The sequence below is a fragment of the Mycobacterium sp. 852013-51886_SCH5428379 genome, from assembly GCF_001665575.1.
Lineage (GTDB): Bacteria > Actinomycetota > Actinomycetes > Mycobacteriales > Mycobacteriaceae > Mycobacterium.
The window spans coordinates 67809-86925 of the sequence record NZ_LZSU01000019.1 but is presented as its reverse complement, the minus strand read 5'-3'; the positions used below and the strand labels follow the sequence as shown (position 1 = coordinate 86925).

General features: G+C 70.9%; 9 protein-coding genes. 8 read left to right on the top strand and 1 reads right to left on the bottom strand.

The window, feature by feature from the left end; genetic code table 11:
• Positions 1 to 107 precede the first annotated feature (107 nt).
• From mutA to A5757_RS07765, 8 genes are all read left to right on the top strand, one after another.
• The gene (gene mutA / locus A5757_RS07800; protein ID WP_066832243.1) at positions 108 to 1967 is read left to right on the top strand and encodes a methylmalonyl-CoA mutase small subunit; all 1860 of its coding nucleotides are present in this window, start codon (positions 108 to 110) and stop codon (positions 1965 to 1967) included.
• 2 nt (positions 1968 to 1969) lie between these two features.
• Positions 1970 to 4264 carry a methylmalonyl-CoA mutase gene (gene scpA, locus A5757_RS07795; protein ID WP_066831008.1) on the top strand — a complete coding sequence of 765 codons (2295 nt, stop codon included), beginning with the start codon at positions 1970 to 1972 and terminating at the stop codon, positions 4262 to 4264.
• The gene (gene meaB / locus A5757_RS07790) at positions 4265 to 5263 is read left to right on the top strand and encodes a methylmalonyl Co-A mutase-associated GTPase MeaB (RefSeq protein ID WP_066831007.1); all 999 of its coding nucleotides are present in this window, start codon (positions 4265 to 4267) and stop codon (positions 5261 to 5263) included.
• A gap of 41 nt (positions 5264 to 5304) precedes the next feature.
• The gene (locus A5757_RS07785; RefSeq protein ID WP_066831006.1) at positions 5305 to 6582 is read left to right on the top strand and encodes a serine hydrolase domain-containing protein; all 1278 of its coding nucleotides are present in this window, start codon (positions 5305 to 5307) and stop codon (positions 6580 to 6582) included.
• Between the two features lie 732 nt (positions 6583 to 7314).
• Positions 7315 to 13575 carry a type I polyketide synthase gene (gene pks2, locus A5757_RS07780; protein ID WP_066831005.1) on the top strand — a complete coding sequence of 2087 codons (6261 nt, stop codon included), beginning with the start codon at positions 7315 to 7317 and terminating at the stop codon, positions 13573 to 13575.
• A 76-nt stretch (positions 13576 to 13651) separates the two neighbouring features.
• Entirely contained in the window at positions 13652 to 15130 is a 1479-nt protein-coding gene (locus A5757_RS07775) for a condensation domain-containing protein (protein ID WP_066831004.1), read from the top strand.
• Between the two features lie 2 nt (positions 15131 to 15132).
• Entirely contained in the window at positions 15133 to 16476 is a 1344-nt protein-coding gene (locus A5757_RS07770) for a hypothetical protein (protein ID WP_066831003.1), read from the top strand.
• Positions 16473 to 17813: a hypothetical protein gene (locus tag A5757_RS07765; RefSeq protein ID WP_066831002.1), complete on the top strand. Its 1341-nt coding sequence runs from the start codon at positions 16473 to 16475 to the stop codon at positions 17811 to 17813. The genes A5757_RS07770 and A5757_RS07765 overlap by 4 nt, the downstream gene beginning before the upstream one ends.
• On the opposite strand, the gene A5757_RS07760 is transcribed toward A5757_RS07765, so the two are convergent.
• On the bottom strand, positions 17810 to 19066 hold the full coding sequence (locus A5757_RS07760; protein WP_066831001.1) for a glycosyltransferase: 1257 nt from the start codon (positions 19064 to 19066) through the stop codon (positions 17810 to 17812). The genes A5757_RS07765 and A5757_RS07760 overlap by 4 nt on opposite strands.
• Positions 19067 to 19117 lie beyond the last annotated feature (51 nt).

The following is a 19117-nucleotide window of genomic DNA, read 5'->3' as shown; positions in this document are numbered from 1 at the left end:
GGCCGTCGGCGCGGTACGGCGGTAGCCACGACCAGCGGACAAGTCGGTGATGGCGATCATTTAGCCTGATGGGCGGACGGGTCAGTCACACGCTGCGACAACAGGAGATGCCGGTGTCGGTGCAGGGGTCGAATGTGCTCGAGGAGGGTCTGGCGCAGTGGCGGACCGCGGTGGCCGGCGTGCTGGCCAAGAGCACGCGGCGCGATCCGGCCGACCTGCCGCCGGAACCGGAGCGGCTGCTCGACGCGCCGACCTACGAGGGGTTCCCGGTCCGGCCGCTGTACACGGCGCTCGACGCGCTGCCCGAATCCCCGCTGCCCGGCCGCTGGCCGTTCGTCCGCGGCGGTGACGCCCTGCGCGACGTGATCGCCGGATGGAAGGTCGCCGAGAGCTTCCCCGCCGCGAACACCGGCTCCGATGGCGCCAACGGTGACGTGCTGCTCGCCCTCACCGAGGGGGTCAGCGCGCTGGTGCTGCGTGTCGGCGGGAACGGCGGGGTGGCCGCCGCCGACCTCGGCCGGCTGCTCGACGGGGTGTTCGTCGACCTCGTCCCGGTCCAGCTCGACGCGGGCGCCGACTTCACCGCCGCCGCGGACGCGATGCTGGAACTGCTGTCCGCCCTGGACGACGAACAGCGCAGCCGCCTGTCGGTCGACCTCGGCGCCGATCCGCTGACCGCGCCGCTGAGCGAAAAGCCCGCGCCGGAGATCGCCGAGGTGGTCGCCACCGCGGCCCGGGTCGGCAGCTTCGACGGACACGTGCGGACGATCACCGTCGACGGCGCGGCGCTGCACAACCTCGGCGCGGGCGCGTCCTGGGAACTCGCCGGGGCCGTCGCCGCCGGGGTGAGCTACCTGCGGCTGCTCACCGAGTCCGGGCTCAGCAGCGCCGACGCGCTGCGCCAGATCAGTTTCCGGCTCGCCGCCGATGACGACCAGTTCATGACCATCGCCAAACTGCGCGCGCTGCGGCTGCTCTGGGCGCGGGTCGCCGAGGTGGTCGGTGCGCCCGACGCGGGCGCTGCCACGGTGCATGTGGTGTCCTCGCTGGCGATGATGGCCCAGCGCGATCCGTGGGTGAACATGCTGCGCACGACGCTCGCGGCGTTCTCCGCCGGCGTCGGCGGCGCCGACACCGTGCTGGTGCATCCGTTCGACGTCGCGATCCCCGACGGATATCCCGGCACGTCGCGGTCGTTCGCGCGGCGCATCGCCCGCAACACCCAGCTGCTGCTGCTGGAGGAGTCCCACATCGGCCGGGTGCTCGATCCGGCGGCCGGCTCATGGTTCGTCGAGGACCTCACCGCTCAGGTGGCCGACCAGGCGTGGACCCTGTTCCAGGAGATCGAATCTCGAGGCGGTTTCGCCGAGGCGCGCGACCACGTCGCCGAACGCGTGGCCGAGGTGTCCGCACAGCGGCGTGACGACATCGCCCACCGCCGCACTGCGCTGACCGGTGTGAACGAATATCCGAACCTGGGGGAGGAGCCGCTGCCCGCCGGGGAGGCACTCACCGCCGTGGCCCGCTACGCCGCCGGATTCGAGGAGCTGCGCGACCGGTCGGACGCGTACCTCGCGCGCACCGGCGCACGGCCGACCGCGCTGCTGCTGCCGCTGGGCCCGCTCGCCGAACACAACATCCGAGCCACATTCGCCGCCAACCTGCTCGCCTCCGGCGGCATCGCGGCGGTCAACCCCGGCCCCCTCGACGCCGAGAGCGTTGCCGGGGCCGTCAAGGCCCTGGATTCCGCGCCGGCCGTCGCGGTCGTCTGCGGCACCGACGCCCGCTACGCCGGTGAGGCTGCCGCCGTGGTCGCCGCGGCGCACGCCGCCGGCGTCGAACACGTCTGTCTGGCCGGCCCGCAGAAAGCGGTCGCCGACACCGAACCGCAGCCGGACGACTTCCTCACCGCGAAGATCGACGCGGTCGGAGCCCTGTCCGACCTGCTGACCCGAATGGGGGCCTGAGCATGACCGCCACTGGAGAGAAGGCCGCCGTCATCGGCAGTTTCGCCGAGGTCCCGCTGCGCGATGGAGGGTCGACCGGCCCCGCCACCGAGCCGGCGACCGAAGCCGCCGTCGGCGAGTTCGTCGCCGGCGCCGCCGGCGCGCACGGATACACCCCCGAACAGCTGCAATGGACCACCCCGGAGGGCATCGACGTCCGGCCGGTGTACGTCGAAGCCGACCGCGACGCGGCGGTGGCGGACGGCTATCCACTGGACACCTTCCCGGGTGCGCCACCGTTCGTGCGCGGGCCGTACCCGACGATGTACGTCAACCAGCCGTGGACCATCCGCCAGTACGCCGGCTTCTCCACCGCCGCGGAGTCCAACGCGTTCTACCGGCGCAACCTGGCCGCCGGGCAGAAGGGTCTGTCGGTCGCCTTCGACCTGGCCACCCACCGCGGCTACGACTCCGACCACCCGCGCGTACAGGGTGACGTCGGGATGGCCGGCGTGGCGATCGACTCGATCCTCGACATGCGCCAGCTGTTCGACGGCATCGACCTGTCGACGGTGTCGGTGTCGATGACGATGAACGGCGCGGTGCTGCCGATCCTGGCGCTCTACGTCGTCGCGGCCGAGGAGCAGGGGGTGCCGCCGGAGAAACTCGCGGGCACCATCCAGAACGACATCCTCAAAGAGTTCATGGTCCGCAACACCTACATCTATCCGCCCAAGGCGTCGATGCGGATCATCTCCGACATCTTCGGCTACACCAGCACGAAGATGCCCAAGTTCAACTCGATCTCGATCTCGGGCTACCACATCCAGGAGGCCGGGGCCACCGCCGACCTCGAGCTGGCGTACACGCTGGCCGACGGCGTCGAGTACATCAAGGCCGGCCTGGACGCCGGGCTGTCGATCGACAAGTTCGCCCCGCGGCTGTCGTTCTTCTGGGGCATCGGCATGAACTTCTTCATGGAGGTCGCCAAGCTGCGGGCCGGCCGGTTGCTGTGGAGTGAACTGGTCGCCGAGTTCGCGCCCAAGAACGACAAGTCGTTGTCGCTGCGCACGCATTCGCAGACTTCCGGTTGGTCACTGACCGCCCAGGATCCGTTCAACAACGTCGCGCGCACGTGCATCGAGGCGATGGCCGCCACCCAGGGCCACACCCAGTCGCTGCACACCAACGCCCTCGACGAGGCGCTGGCGCTGCCCACCGACTTCTCCGCCCGGATCGCCCGCAACACCCAGCTGGTGCTGCAGCAGGAGTCCGGCACCACGCGGCCGATCGACCCGTGGGGCGGCTCGTACTACGTCGAGTGGCTGACCCATCAGCTGGCGACCGCGGCCCGCATGCACATCGGTGAGGTGGTCGCGCACGGCGGGATGGCCCAGGCCATCAGTGACGGCATCCCGAAACTGCGCATCGAGGAGGCCGCCGCCCGCACCCAGGCACGCATCGACTCCGGCGCCCAGACCGTCATCGGGGTCAACAAGTACCAGGTCGAAGAGGATCACGAGATCGAGGTCCTCAAGGTCGAGAACAGCCGGGTCCGCGCCGAACAGCTCGCCAAACTCGAGAAGCTGCGCAGCGAGCGGGACGAAGACGCCACCCGGGCTGCGCTCGAGGAGCTGTCCCGAGCGGCCGGGGCCGAGGGGGCAGCCCGGCCCGGGGACGATTCTGACGGGCTGGGCAACAATCTGATGGCGCTGGCGATCAACGCGGCCCGAGCCAAGGCGACGGTGGGGGAGATCTCCGACGCGCTGGAGAAGGTCTACGGCCGCCACGTCGCCGAGATCCGCACCATCTCCGGGGTGTACCGCGACGAGGCGGGAAGTGGGGACAACATGGCCCGCATGAACACAGCGACCGAACTCGTCGAAAAGTTCGCCGAAGCCGACGGCCGCCGTCCGCGCATCCTGGTCGCCAAGATGGGTCAGGACGGGCACGACCGCGGCCAGAAGGTCATCGCGACGGCCTTCGCCGACATCGGCTTCGACGTCGATGTCGGCTCACTGTTCTCCACCCCGGACGAGGTGGCGCGCCAGGCCGCCGACAACGACGTGCACGTCGTCGGGGTGTCCTCGCTGGCGGCCGGGCACCTCACGCTGGTGCCGGCGCTGCGCGACGCGCTCGCCGAGGTCGGCAGGCCCGACATCATGGTCGTCGTCGGTGGCGTGATCCCGCCCGGCGACTTCGACGAGCTCTACGCCGCCGGTGCGGCGGCGATCTTCCCGCCCGGCACGGTGATCGCCGAAGCCGCGACGGGGCTGCTGGCCAAGCTCGCGGACCGACTCGGCTACGACCTCGGCTAGATGAGCGCGCTGCCCGCGGCGGACGAACTCGCCGCCCGTCTGCGCAACGGCGACCGCTCCGCGCTGGCGCGGGCGATCACCCTGGTGGAGTCGACCCGCGCCGACCACCGGCAGCGGGCGCAGGAGCTGCTCCTCGAACTCACCGACGAGGCCGGTTCGGCGATGCACGTCGGCATCACCGGCGTCCCGGGCGTCGGCAAGTCGACGACCATCGAGGCGCTCGGCATGCACCTGATCGAGCAGGGCCACCGGGTGGCGGTGCTGGCCGTCGACCCGTCCTCGACCCGCACCGGCGGCTCGATCCTCGGCGACAAGACGCGGATGGCGCAGCTGGCCGTGCACCCCGACGCCTACATCCGGCCGTCGCCGACCTCGGGCACGCTCGGCGGCGTGGCCAAGGCCACCCGCGAGACCATCGTGCTGTTGGAGGCGGCTGGTTACGACGTGATCCTGGTCGAGACGGTCGGCGTGGGGCAGTCCGAGGTCACCGTGGCCAACATGGTCGACACCTTCGTCTTCCTGACGTTGGCGCGCACCGGCGATCAGCTGCAGGGGATCAAGAAGGGTGTGCTCGAACTCGCCGACATCGTGGTCGTGAACAAAGCCGACGGCGCGCACCTGGTGGAGGCCAAGGCGGCGGCGCGCGAGCTCACCACCGCGCTGCGGCTGATCTATCCCCGCGAGACGCTGTGGCGGCCGCCGGTGCTGACGATGAGCGCGCTCGAGGGTTCCGGTCTGCAGGAGTTGTGGGAGACCGTGTGCCGCCACCGCGACGTGCTCACCGAGGCGGGGGAGTTCGAGAGCCGCAGGCGCACCCAGCAGGTCGAGTGGACGTGGTCGCTGGTGCGCGACGCGGTCCTGGACCGGGTGATGGGCAGCGCAGAGGTACGTCGGATCCGCGCGGACGTCGAACGGCAGGTGCGCGACGGCGAATTGACTCCGGCGCTCGCGGCGCAGCGCCTCCTCGACGCGGCCGACCTGCGGTTAACGACTCGATAACCGCGCGTTTAATTAGCAGATCTCAGCGGTACAGTCTCCGTGTGACTCAGTCCACACGGGAGCGCAGCGCTGTGCTCCCACACGGCGTCCAGGGTGCCGCCGACCGGAACTTCGCGTGCACGCTGCGCGGTTTCAACGAGCTGTTCCACGGCCGCCGCTTCGGCGGCGGGGCGCTGGCGATCTACCTCAACGGTGCACCGGTCGTCGACGTCTGGACCGGCTACAGCGACCGGCGCGGTACCAGGTACTGGACCGCGGACACCGGCGCGATGGTGTTCTCGGCGACCAAGGGGATGGCCTCGACGGTCATCCACCGTCTCGTCGACCGCGGACTGATCTCCTACGACCAGCCGGTGGCCGACTTCTGGCCGGAGTTCGCCGCCAACGGCAAGGCGGGCATCACCGTCCGCGACGTCATGTGCCACCGGGCCGGGTTGAGCCAGCTCAACGGCGTCGGCAAGGGCGACCTGCTGAATCATCTGGCGATGGAGGAGCGGTTGGCGGCCATGCCGGTCAACCGGTTTCTGCACGGCCACTCCGCCTACCACGCGCTGACGTACGGCTGGCTGATGTCGGGTCTGGCGCGCGCGGTGACCGGACGCGGAATGGCCGAGCTGATCCGCACCGAACTCGCCGCACCGCTCAACACCGACGGGCTGCACCTGGGCCGGCCGCCCGCCGGCTCGGCGACCACGGTGGCGCAGATTCTCGCGCCGCAGGGGTCCATCGCCAACCCGGTGTTCAATTTCGTCGCCCCCAAGGTCGCCGCGCTGCAGTTCTCCGGAATGTTCGGGTCGCTGTACTTCCCGGGGATGAAGGCCGTCGTGCAGGGTGAGATCCCGTTCCTGGACGCGGAGATCCCGGCGGCCAACGGGGTCGCGACCGCCCGCGGTCTGGCCAAGATGTACGGGGCCATCGCCAACGGTGGCAGCTTGGACGGCACCGAAATGCTGTCCCCGGAGATCTCCGCCGGGCTGACCGGCAAACCGAATCTGCGGCCGGATCGCAACATCGGCGTCCCACTGGCCTTCCATCTCGGTTACCACTCCCTGCCGTTCGGCGTCATGCGCGGCTTCGGCCATGTGGGGCTGGGCGGCTCCACCGGCTGGGCGGACCCGGCCTCGGGGCTGTCGATCGGCTTCGTGCACAACCGGCTGCTCACGCCGATGCTCCTGGACATGGGCGCGATCGCCGGCCTGAACGTGCTGATCCGGCGCGACGTCGCCCGCGCACAGCGTCGCGGATATCTGCCCGTACCGGAGTTGGGTGCCGCCTACGCGGCCACCGCACCGGCTGCCGACCGCCGCCTGTCGCAGTAGCTGGCCGACCTGCCCGGACGGGCCGTCGGCCCGCTCAGATGGTCGGGCCCGTCAATAAATTTTTTTCACATGATCGGGTCGAGCCGTGCGTTCGATACCGCCCGGCGCCGCGGCCGGAGTTTGCTGACGGTCCGGTCGCCGTAAGGGGTGTTATTCCGGGGGCTGTTGCCACAGTCGCGGACCCGGCGCACCGGTGCGGCACCGGACCGGCCGGCCGCGCCGCCTCCGTGGCGTCCGATCGGCTCGCCGAGACGCCCCGATCCCCGCTCTGTACAGGCACAATCGCCCCCTAATTCACGTGGTTTACGTCACATACGTGGTGCGACGGCGACCACACAGCCCGCTCACAGGAACAAAAATGACGCGGGCGATGATTTGCTAGATTTGGGCCCCTGGAGAAACCTGAGAGTAAGCCAAGAGTAGGCCAAGACGAACATGAGTGGCCTCAGGGGGAAGAGCCGCAGGTCAGGGCAAAATCGCCACCGGAAACTGTAATTTTGACGTGTTTCGTGTAACATTTCGGCGGCAGATATTGAACAAGCAATGAATGGCACGAATTTGCTCGTATAGATTCTGCGGAGACGGACCGGCAACTGCCGGACCAACTCGACGCCGGTATGGACCACCGTAGTCCTGATCGACGCGCACGGAGCACCCACACCTGCGCGGAGATCGGTCACTATCGGGTCCGCTGTCGGTACAGGTTTTCCCGTTCGGAAGAGGTTTGCAGCCGTGGTTGACGCACCGGTCACCCCCATAGCGGTCATCGGCATGGCCTGTCGGCTGCCCGGCGGGATCGACTCGCCCGAACAGCTGTGGGAAGCGTTGTTGCGCGGAGAGGACTTCGTCACCGAGATTCCCCTCGAGCGCTGGGACGCCGACGACTACTACGACCCGGAGCCCGGCGTCCCCGGCCGCTCGGTGTCCAAGTGGGGCGCCTTCCTTCCCGACGTGGGCGCCTTCGACGCCGAGTTCTTCGGGATCAGCGAGCGCGAGGCCACCGCGATCGACCCGCAGCACCGATTACTCCTGGAGACCGCGTGGGAGGCCGTCGAGCACGCGGGCGTCGACCCGACCGTCCTGGCGGAATCGCTGACCGGCGTCTTCATCGGTATGACCCACGGCGACTACCAACTCCTCGCCGCCGACGCCCACGCCATCGAGGGGCCCTACGGCTTCACCGGCAACAACTTCAGCCTGGCGTCGGGCCGCATCTCCTATGCGCTCGGACTGCGCGGACCCGCCTACACCGTGGACTCCGCCTGCTCCTCGGGCCTGCTTGCCGTGCACATGGCGTGCAAGAGCCTGCACGACGGCGAGAGCAACCTGGCGCTGGCCGGCGGTGTCTCGCTGACGCTGGAACCGCGCAAACTGTCGTCCGGATCGGCGCAGGGCATGCTCTCGCCGACCGGCCGCTGCCACGCATTCGACGTCGCCGCCGACGGCTTCGTCTCCGGTGAGGCGTCGGCTGTGCTGTTCCTCAAGCGCCTGCCGGACGCCCAGCGCGACGGCGACCGCATCCTGGCCGTCGTCAAGGGCACCGCCGCCAACCAGGACGGCCACACCGTCAACATCGCCACCCCTTCCCGCGACGCGCAGGTTGAGGTCTACCGCGCCGCGCTCGCCGCTGGTGCGGTCGATCCGGCCACGGTCGGCATGGTCGAGGCCCACGGCACCGGCACCCCGGTGGGCGATCCGATCGAATACGCCAGCCTCGCGGCCGTCTACGGCACCGACGCACCGTGCGCACTGGGCGCAGCCAAGACCAACTTCGGGCACTCGCAGTCCGCCTCGGGCGCCGTGGGCCTCATCAAGGCGGTCCTGTCGCTGCAGCACGCGGCAGTCCCGCAGAACCTGCACTTCCACCGCATGCCCGACGAGATGGCGCGGATCAAGACCAACCTGTTCGTGCCGCAGGAGATCACCCGGTGGCCGCACGAGGGCTCCGGACCGCGCCGGGCCGCGGTCTCGTCCTACGGTCTGTCCGGCACCAACGTGCACGCGGTGCTCGAACAGGCGCCCGACGCACAGGTGCCCTCGGACGCCGAACCGGTCGACGGCGCGTTGCTGTTCGCGCTGTCGTCCACCTCGACCGACGAACTGCGCCGCACCGCCGCGCGGCTCGCCGACTGGGTCGACGGACACACCGAAGTCGATCTGCGCGATCTGGCCTACACGCTGACGCGCAGGCGCTCCCACCGGCCCGTGCGGGCCGCCGTGCTGGCCAACAGCCACGCAGGGCTGATCAAACAGCTACGCGAAGCCGCCGACAGCGACAGCCGGCACCTCGCCTCCGTTGCGGCAGGCGACCGCGGACCGGTCTGGGTGTTCTCCGGCCAGGGGTCGCAGTGGGCCGGGATGGGCAGGGGACTGCTGGAGACCGAACCGGTGTTCGCCGCCACGGTCGCCGAGCTGGAACCGCAGATCGCCCGCGAAGCCGGATTCTCGGTCACCGAGGCGATGTCCGCGCCCGAGAAGGTGACCGGCATCGACCGCGTCCAGCCGACCGTCTTCGCCGTCCAGGTCGCGCTCGCGGCCACGCTGAAGTCCTACGGGGTGCGCCCGGGCGCGGTGATCGGCCACTCGATGGGTGAATCGGCCGCGGCCGTGGTCGCGGGCGGGTTGTCGCTCGAGGACGGCGTGAAGGTGATCTGCCGGCGCTCGCGGCTGATGGCCGGGATCGCCGGATCCGGCGCCATGGCCTCCGTCGAGCTGCCGGCCCAGCAGGTGCTGAGCGAACTCGCCGCGCGCGGCATCAGCGACGTGGTGCTGTCGGTCATCGCCTCGCCGGAGTCGACCGTGGTCGGCGGCGCTCGCGAGACGATCCGGGCGCTCATCGACGAGTGGGAGCGCCGCGGCGTGATGGCCCGCGAGGTCGCGGTGGACGTCGCCTCGCACTCTCCGCAGGTCGACCCGATCCTCGACGAGCTGACCGACGTCCTCGACGACATCGAACCGCTCGACCCGGTGATCCCGTACTACTCGGCCACCCTCTACGACCCGCGGGACATCCCAGAGTTCGACGCCTACTACTGGGCCGACAACCTCCGTCACGCCGTGCGGTTCTCGGCCGCCGTGCAGGCCGCGCTGGAGGACGGCTACCGGGTGTTCGGCGAGCTGTCACCGCACCCGCTGCTCACCCATGCCGTCGACCAGACCGGCCGCAGCATGGACATCTCCCTGTCCACGCTGGCCGCGATGCGTCGCGAACAGGACGTGCCCGAGGGTCTGCTCGGCTTTGTCGCCGAACTGCACGCCGCGGGCGGGCAGATCGACTTCTCCGTGCTCTACCCGCAGGGCCGGCTGGTCGACGCCCCGCTGCCGACCTGGACCCGCACCCTGCTGATGCTGACCCGCGGCGGCCAGGACCAGGGCGCGGCCACCGTCGCCGTCCATCCGCTGCTGGGCGCCCACGTCCGGCTGCCCGAAGAGCCCGAACGCCACGTGTGGCAGGCCGACGTCGGCACCGCGCAGCAGCCGTGGCTCGGCGACCACCAGGTGCACAGCGTGGCGGCACTGCCGGGTGCGGCCTACTGCGAGATGGCGCTGACGGCCTCGGACGCACTCTTCGGCGCCGGCGCCGAGGTTCGCGACGTCAGCTTCGAACAACTGCTCCTGCTGGAGGAGCAGACCCCGGTCTCCGCGGTCGCCACCGTGAAACGGCCCGGCACCGCCGAGTTCGTCGTCGAGACCTTCGACCAGGGCACCGAGATCCGCCGCGCCACGGCCGTTCTGCACGCGCCCGAGGCCGGCACTCGGGCCGCCCGCGACATCGACGCGCTGCTGACCGCCCACCCGGACCGCGTCGAGGGTGCGGCGCTGCGCGCGTGGTTCGCCCAGCGCGGCATCGAGTACGGCTCCGCGTTCTCCGGTCTGGTCGCCACCAACACCGCCGACGGTGCCGACACCGTGCTCGCCGAGGTCGCACTGCCGGGCTCCATCCGGTCCCAGCAGTCCGCGTACGCGATCCATCCCGCGTTGCTCGACGCCTGCTTCCAGGCCGTCGGTGCGCATCCCGCGCTGGCCGCCGACGCCACCGGAACGCTGATGCTGCCGCTGGGTGTGCGGCGCATCCGCACCCACGGCTCGACCCGCCACGCGCACTACTGCCACGTCACCGTGACCACGGTCAGCGCCGCCGCCGTCGAGGCCGACATCGACGTCCTCGACGAGGACGGCGCCGTTCTGCTCAGCGTCGAGGGTCTGCGGATGGGCACCGGTTCGACCGCGGGCGGCCGCCGCGAACGGCTGCTCAACGACCGGCTCCTGACGATCGACTGGCGCGAGCAGGATGCGCCCGCCCCGGCGCACCTGGACGCCGGCCGCTGGCTGGTCATCGACACCGGCGCCGACGCCCTGGCGAGCCGGCTGGCGCTGGCGCTCACGCGTGGCGACGTCGAGGTGTCGACGGTCGCGTGGCCCGTCGGGGGAGACGGCACCCCCTCCGACACCGATGCGGCCGACGTGATCGGCGAGCGTCTGGAGGCCGATCCGCACACGGGCGTCGTCATCGTCGCCGGGGAACCGGGTCCGCACCGCGACGAGATCCCGGCGCGCGGTGCCGCCCACGTGCGTCACCTCGTGCACCTCGCGCAGCGCATCACCGAGGTGCCCGGCGAGGCGCCCCGGGTGTTCGTCCTGACCCGCGATGCGGCGACGGTGCAGCCCACCGATGTCGCGAACCTCGAACACAGCGGGGTCCGCGGCCTGGTGCGCGCGGTCAACCTGGAACACCCCGAGCTGCGCGCCACCTTGATCGACGTGGACGCGGGCACCGATGTCGCGCTGGTGGCCGACCAGCTGCTGTCGGGTTCCGATGAGGACGAGACGGCCTGGCGCGACGGCCACTTCCACGTGGCGCGGCTCAACGCGGGCCCGCTGCAGGCCGACGAGCGCCGCCGCACCGTCGTGGACCTCGAGTCCGGCGGTGTCCGGCTGCAGATCCGCACTCCGGGTGACCTCGAATCCCTCGAGCTGGTGGCGTTCGACCGCGCCGCCCCCGGACCCGGACAGATCGAGGTGGCGGTCGCGGCCTCGAACCTGAACTTCGCCGACGTCCTCGTCGCCTACGGTCGCTACCCGAGTTTCGAGGGCCGGATGCCCCGTCTGGGTGCGGATTTTGCCGGTGTGGTGACCGGCGTCGGCGCCGGCGTCACCGATCTCGCGGTGGGCGACCGGGTGGCCGGCATCTCCGCCGACGGCGCATGGGCCACCTACGTCACCTGCGACGCCAACCTCGCCGTGAAGCTGCCCGACACGCTGCCCGAGAAGCAGGCCGCCGCCGTGCCCAGCGCACACACCACCGCCTGGTACGGGCTGCACGATCTGGCCCGGATCTCGTCGCGCGACAAGGTGCTCATCCATTCGGCCACCGGCGGCGTCGGACAGGCCGCCCTGGCGATCGCCAAGGCCGCGGGCGCCGAGATCTACGCCACCGCCGGCAGCCCCGAACGCCGGAAGCTGCTGCGCGACTGGGGGATCGAGCACGTCTACGACTCCCGCAGCACCGCGTTCGCCGACGAGATCCGCCACGACACCGACGGCTACGGCGTGGACATCGTGCTCAACTCGCTGCCGGGTGCCGCGCAGCGCGCCGGGCTGGAACTGCTGTCCTTCGGGGGCCGGTTCGTCGAGATCGGCAAACGCGACATCTACGGCGACACCAAGATGGGCCTGTTCCCGTTCCGCCGCAACCTGGCCTTCTACGCCGTCGACCTGGCGCTGCTGACCCTGACCAACCCCGACGTCATGCGGCGCCTGCTGGAGACGGTCTATCAACAGATCGCCGACGGCGTGCTGCCGCTGCCGGAGACGACGCACTACCCGCTGCACGACGGCGCCACCGCCATCCGGGTGATGGGCGCCGCCGAACACACCGGCAAGCTCGTCCTCGACGTCGAGCACACCGGACGCACGGATGCGGTCGTCCCGCCCGAGGACGCACCGGTGTTCCGTGCCGTCGGCGCGTACGTGATCACCGGCGGTATGGGCGGACTCGGCCTCTACCTGGCCGAACAGATGGCCGCCGCCGGCTGCGGACGCATCGTGCTGAACGGCCGCTCGGCGCCAGGCCCGGACGTCCAGCGCGTGGTCGAGCGGATGCGCGCGGCGGGCACGGAGGTCGAGGTGACCCTCGGTGACGTCGCCGACGCCGCCACCGCGAACCGGCTGATCGCCGCGGCCACCGCCACCGGGCTGCCCGTTCGCGGCGTACTGCACGCCGCCGCGGTCATCGAGGACGCCACCCTGACGAACATCACCGACGAGCTGGTGGACCGGGACTGGGCGCCGAAGGTGTTCGGCGCGTGGCATCTGCACGCCGCGACCCTGCGCCAGCCGCTGGACTGGTTCTGTTCCTTCAGCTCGGCGGCGGCCATGGTCGGCTCGCCCGGCCAGGGCGCGTACGCGGCGGCCAACGCCTGGCTGGACGCGTTCACCCATTGGCGCCGGGCCCAGGGGCTGCCGGCCAACTCCATCGCGTGGGGTGCGTGGGCGGAGATCGGCGCCGGCCAGGGGCTGGCGCAGGACGCCGCGATGGCGATCCTGCCCGATGACGGCGCCCACGCCTTCGACGTGCTGCTGCGTCACGACCGGGCCTACTCGGGCTACGCGCCGGTCGCCGGTGCGCCGTGGCTGGCGGCGTTCGCCGAAGCCAGCCCGTTCGCCGAGGCGTTCCGATCGGTCGGCCAGACGGCGACGACGTCGAGTGCGTTCCTGACCGACTTGTACCAGCTGCCCCGCGAGGAGTGGCCGGGTCGGTTGCGCAAACTGGTGTCGGACCAGATCGGGTTGATCCTGCGCCGGGCGGTCGACCCCGACCGCCCGCTGTCCGAGTATGGTCTCGACTCGCTGGGGACGCTGGAGGTGCGCACCCGCATCGAGACCGAGACCGGTATCCGGATCGTGTCGACGGACATCACCACCGTGCGGGCGCTGGCGCAGCGACTGGCCGACACGCTCGCCGGTGAGACCGGGACGGCTCCGCCGTCGTGACGAAGCACAACATCTGGGCCGGCACAGGGGCAAACGCCACCGTCGGCCACCCGAACGCGATGCCGAGGAGGCGCTGATGGTCGCGATGAAGTCGATCCAGGACTGGATCGGTACCCCCGGCACCCTGATCTCCTGGGATCCGTCGCCGGCGTCGGCGGCGAAGATGGCCGATGCGCCGATCAGCGACGTACCGGTCAGCTATCAGCAGGAACAGCACATCCGGGCGTTCCGCACGCACCGCGAGCAGGGCACCGACATGGCGCGGCTGCTGATCCCGGCGTGGGATATGCCGGGCCGCTGCGACACCCGGGCGATGACGCACGTCATCAATGCCTACCTGCGCCGCCACGACACGTACCACAGCCGGTTCGAGTTCACCGACGCCGATCAGGTCGTCCGTCGGACCGCGCGCAACCCCCGCGACATCAAGTTCGTGCCGACCGAGCACGGCGAGGTGACCGCAGCGCAGTGGCGCGAGCACGTGCTGGCCACACCGGATCCGTTGCAGTGGAACTGCTTCAGTTTCGGGGTGATCCAGCGGGCCGACCACTTCACCTTCTACATCAGCGTCGACCACGTGCACACCGACGCGATGTTCATGGGACTGGTGCTCGTCGAGATCCATCTGATGTACACCACGCTGGTCGGTGGCGGCGCGCCGCTGCAGTTGCCCGAGCCGGGCAGCTACGACGACTACTGCCTCAGCCAGCACGACTACACCTCGGCGCTCAGCCCGGCGTCCCCCGAGGTGGCCGAGTGGGTCGACATCGCGTCGGCCAACGGTGGTTCCAAGCCGCGCTTCCCGCTGCCGCTGGGTGATCCGTCGGTGCCCTGCTCGGGTGAGCTGATGACCGTGCGGCTGCTGGACCGCCAGCAGAGCGAACGTTTCGAGGCCGTCTGCGCGGCGGCGGGCGCCCGCTTCATCGGTGGCGTCTTCGCCTGCGGTGCGCTGACCGATCTCGAGTTCAGCGGCAACCGCGACTACTACATCATCACGCCGACCACGACCCGGCGTACGCCCGAGGAGTTCATGACGACCGGTTGGTTCACCGGCGTCGTCCCGGTCACCGTCCAAGCCGACCCCTCCGACTTCGGCGCCACGGCCCGCCACGCGCAGCAGTCCTTCGACGGCGGACTGCACCTCGCGCACGTCCCGTTCGAACTCGTCGTGGAACTGGGCAAGTCGGCGGGCATCCGCAACCCCGAGCCCGGCGTGCCAATGCTGTCGTACCTCGACGCCGGTCTGCCGCCGCTGTCGCCGGGCGTCATCGCCCAGTGGGAGGCGATGAACGGCCGGCTGTACACCGACGCGCGTTCGGCGTTCCAGGTCGGGCTGTACGTGAACCGCACCGAACGCGAGACCGCGCTGACCGTCTGCTTCCCGGACAACCCGATCGCCCGCGAGTCGATCGAGCGGTACGTTCGCGCGATGCAGACATGGTTCCTCCGGGTCGCCGACGGCGGCACCGCCGACGCCGGCCGGGAGTCGCTGTCCACCGCCGCCCACGGCGCGCGCAGGCAGCGCAGCGAGTTGGTTCCCGTAGTCGGTCGGTGAGTATGGCGTCTCCGACGTCCGACCAGCTGGTTCCGTATCTCGATCAGGCGATGTTCCTGGGCCTGCGCGCGACCGGGCAGGCCGCGGTCATGCAGTGCGTCTGGATCTACGAACATCCCGTCGACTACGAGGGGCTGCGTCGGTTCCACCGCAACTTCGGCTACGGACTGGCCGGCCGGCACATCGAACCGTCGCCGCTGCCGTTCGGCAGGCACCGGTGGGTGGAGTCCCTCGGCCCGGAATCCGAGATCGACATCGCCGAGGACGTGCTGCCGCGCGCCGCGCTCAGCGACTGGCTGGACGCCCGCGCGCAGGTCCCGGTCGACCCCGAATGGGGGCCGGGCTGGCACATGGCCGTGCAACCGCTCGACGACGGCGCCACCGCGGTCACCCTGGTCGGTTCGCACTGCCTCAGCGACGGTGGCGGCGCATTGCTGACCGTGTTCAACGCCGTCACCGGGAACACCGAGGGTCTGGGCTACGCCCCGCCGAAAGTCCGCACCCGTCGGCAGGCCGTCGTCGAGGACCTCCGTCAGCTCGCCCGCGATCTGCCCGAAACCGGTCGCACGGTGGCCGCCGCGGCGCGGCTGGCCTATAGCAGGCGCAAGGAGTTCGCGCGGCCGGCCAAACCTGCGCGGGACCCCGGGCCCGACGAGGCGATCGTCACCCCGGCCATCTCGGTCTTCGTCGACGGCGGCCCGTGGGACGCCCGCGCCGAAGCCCTGGGCGGTAACACGTACTCACTGCTCGCCGGAGTCGCCGCGCGGCTCTCGCAGCGCATGGGCAGGCACCGCCCCGAGGACGGCGCCGTCGCGTTCACGATCCCGATCAACGACCGCTCGCTCGGCGACAATCGGGCCAACGCCGTCACCCTCGCCACCGCGCACATCGACCCGTCGCGCGTCACCGAGGATCTGACCGGGGTGCGCGCCGAGATCAAACGGGCGCTGCAGACGATGCGGGAGGAACCCGACGAGACGCTGGCGTTGCTGCCGCTGGTGCCGTTCATCCCGAAGCGGGCCGTGCAGGCGATGGCCGACGTCGCCTTCGGGTTCTCTGATCTGCGGGTGTCGTGTTCGAACCTGGGGACGCTGCCGGTCGAGATCGGCCGCGCCGACGGCACCGACGCCGAATTCGTCACCATGCGCGGCGTCGACGGGTACATCTCTCGGCGGGTGCTCGAGGAGCGCAGCGGGATCCTCACCGTCGTCGGCGCCCGGATCGGGGACAAGGTGTCGATCGCGGTGATCGGTTACCAGCCGGGTGCGGAGAACACGAAAGCCTGGCTGGCGCAACAGGTCATGGACACGCTGGCGGAGTTCGACCTGCCCGCGACGGCGATATGACGGCCGCCGACGACCGGCTGGCCTTCATCGACCAGGCGGCGTTCCTGCAGTTGCGCTCCACCGGACCGGGCAAGCTGGCGCACGTCTCCTGGCTCTACGAACACGACGTCGACCACGAAGCGCTGGCCCGGTTCCACGGCCATCTCGGCCACGGGCTGCTCGGCAGACGTATCGAGTGTTCGCCCCTGCCGTTCGGCCGACACCGGTGGGTCGCCGCACCCGGCCCGCCGGGGCCGATCGACACCGCACCGGCCCGGCCGCGGGCCGCGTTGTCGGATTGGCTTGACGAGCGCGCCGAGCTGACCGTCGATCCGGAACGCGGGCCGGCCTGGCATCTCGGGGTGCTGCCGATGACCGACGGGTCCACCGCGATCAGCCTCGTGGCGTCGCACTGCCTGGCCGACGGCGTCGGGATCCTGCAGACCATCGCCGACGCCGCGGCGGGTACACCGCGCGACTTCGGCTACACCCCGGCCGCGTCGCGCCCCCGCCTGCAGGGGGCGGTCGAGGATCTGCGGCGCACCGTCCGCGACACCCCCGAGTACGGCAGGACGCTGGCCGCCGCGGCGCGGCTGGCGCTGCGCCGCCGCCACGACATCGCCACCTCCGGCAGTTCCCGGCCGCCGGTCGCGCCGGGCGGAACCGGTGCGGGCACGGTCGTGGTGCCGGTGATCAACGCGTTCGTCCCGATCGAGGCGTGGGATACGGCCGCGGAGCAGCGCGCGGGCACGAGCTATTCGTTGCTCGCCGGATTCTCGGCCCGACTGGCCGAACGGCTGGGCCGGATGCGGCCGGGCGACGGCGCGGTCTCGCTGCTGATCGCCATGAGCGACCGCACGCCGGGGGACACCCGGGCCAACGCGATCTCGCTGGCCCACGTCGATGTCGATCCCGGGCAGGCCACCGGCGATCTGACAGCCGTCCGGGCCGCCATCCGGCAGGGTCTGGCCGATCTGCGCGCGGTTCCCGACGAGACGTTCGCTCTGCTCCCGCTGACGCCGTTCGTGCCGCGGCGTGCGGTGCGGCGCACCGCCGACCTGATGTTCGGCGATCTACCGGTTTCGTGTTCGAACGTCGGCGACCTCGATCCGCTGGTGGGCCGCCCCGACGGTACCGACGCCGAGTACGTACTGCTGCGCGGCGTCGACCAGGACGTGCAACGCGCCGCCATCGAACGCGCCGGCGGGCACCTGGTCGTCGTCGCGGGCCGCATCAACGGCACGGTGACGATCGGGGTGGTCGGCTATCAGCCGGGCGGGCCCAACACCAAGGACCATCTCCGCGAGGTCACGGTCGCGACGCTGGCCGAATTCGGGTTGTCGGCCGACCTCGTCTAGGCCCGTCCGCGCTGGGCGGCCGCCTCGAGCAGATCCGCTGCGGCCGTGATGCTCTCGGCGGGTTTGGTCATCCTCGCCGCGGTCTCGCGGGCCCGGGCCACGTAGTCGGGTGTGAGCATCGCCGCGAGCGCATCGCGCAGCGCTTCGCGCGTCGTGCTGGAGAACCTCCGGTAGTCGCCGACGCCCAGCTTCTTGACCGCCGCACCCCAGATCGGCTGTTCGGCCCCCACCCACAGCACGAGGCTCGGCACCCCGGCGCGCACCCCGGCCGCCGTCGTCCCCGCGCCGCCGTGGTGCACGACCGCCCGGCACATCGGGAACACCGCGGCGTGGTTCACCGAGCGCACCACCTTGACCCGATCCGGGTCGAGCAACCCCGCCTCGGGCAGCTGGATGTCCCAGGCCCCCGAGCAGATCAGCGCCCGCACCCCCAGCTCCGCACACGCCCCGGTGATCTTCGCCATCGCCTCGGCCGGCTGCTCCACCGGCATGCTGCCGAAGCCGAAGTAGATCGGAGGCTCGCCCGCCGCGATCCAGGAGGCGACGTCGTCGTCGGCCTCGGTGTCCAGTTCCAGGGTGAGCGCCCCCACGACGGGTCGCACGTCGGCCCACTGTTCGGCCAGCCCGGGGAAGAACACCTCGTCGTAGGCCTGGATCTCGACGGCGCCGGCCTCGAGCATCCGGCGCACGGCGCGGGTCCGGACGGGCGGCAGCCCGAGGCTGCGCCGCTGGGCGGCCTCCGCGCTGCGCACCACCTGCCAGTGCGCCCACTCGACCAGCGCGTAGACCCGTTCGGCTGCCGCGTACGGCAGCGGAAGGGGCAGCACCCGGGTGTTGGGGCGGACCGGGAAGAAGTGCAGCGCGCCGAGGGGGATGTGGTGGGCCTCGGCGACGACGGCGGCCAGTTCCTGGTAGGTGGTGCCGGTCAGGATCAGGTCGGCATCCGCCGAGATCGACGTCAGCGTGTCCGACATGCCGGCCCAGCCCTCGACCACGTAGTCGCGGACCTCACGCAGCACGGTGATGGGGTTGCGCAACTCCCACCAGTCGCGGAACACCTCGGCCTGCAGCTGCTGCTGGGAGTCGACGCCGTAGGACACCGCGCCGCCGACGCCGGCGGATGCCGCGAACTCGACGAGGTTGGGCGGCACCGCGAGGGTCACTTCGTGACCACGACGCATCAGTTCCAGTCCGACGGCCACGCACGGCTCGACATCGCCGCGGGTGCCGTGGACGGCCACGACGAATTTCATTGGTTGACGTGTCCGTTCCCGTGCGTCGAATGCGGTGTCGGTGGGTGGGGC

Coding starts and splice junctions, on each gene's coding strand:
- A5757_RS07775 (WP_066831004.1), top strand. CDS start 13,652: ATGGTCGCGATGAAGTCGATCCAGGACTGGATCGGTACCCCCGGCACC.
- A5757_RS07770 (WP_066831003.1), top strand. CDS start 15,133: ATGGCGTCTCCGACGTCCGACCAGCTGGTTCCGTATCTCGATCAGGCG.
- mutA (WP_066832243.1), top strand. CDS start 108: ATGCCGGTGTCGGTGCAGGGGTCGAATGTGCTCGAGGAGGGTCTGGCG.
- scpA (WP_066831008.1), top strand. CDS start 1,970: ATGACCGCCACTGGAGAGAAGGCCGCCGTCATCGGCAGTTTCGCCGAG.
- A5757_RS07765 (WP_066831002.1), top strand. CDS start 16,473: ATGACGGCCGCCGACGACCGGCTGGCCTTCATCGACCAGGCGGCGTTC.
- meaB (WP_066831007.1), top strand. CDS start 4,265: ATGAGCGCGCTGCCCGCGGCGGACGAACTCGCCGCCCGTCTGCGCAAC.
- A5757_RS07760 (WP_066831001.1), bottom strand. CDS start 19,066: ATGAAATTCGTCGTGGCCGTCCACGGCACCCGCGGCGATGTCGAGCCG.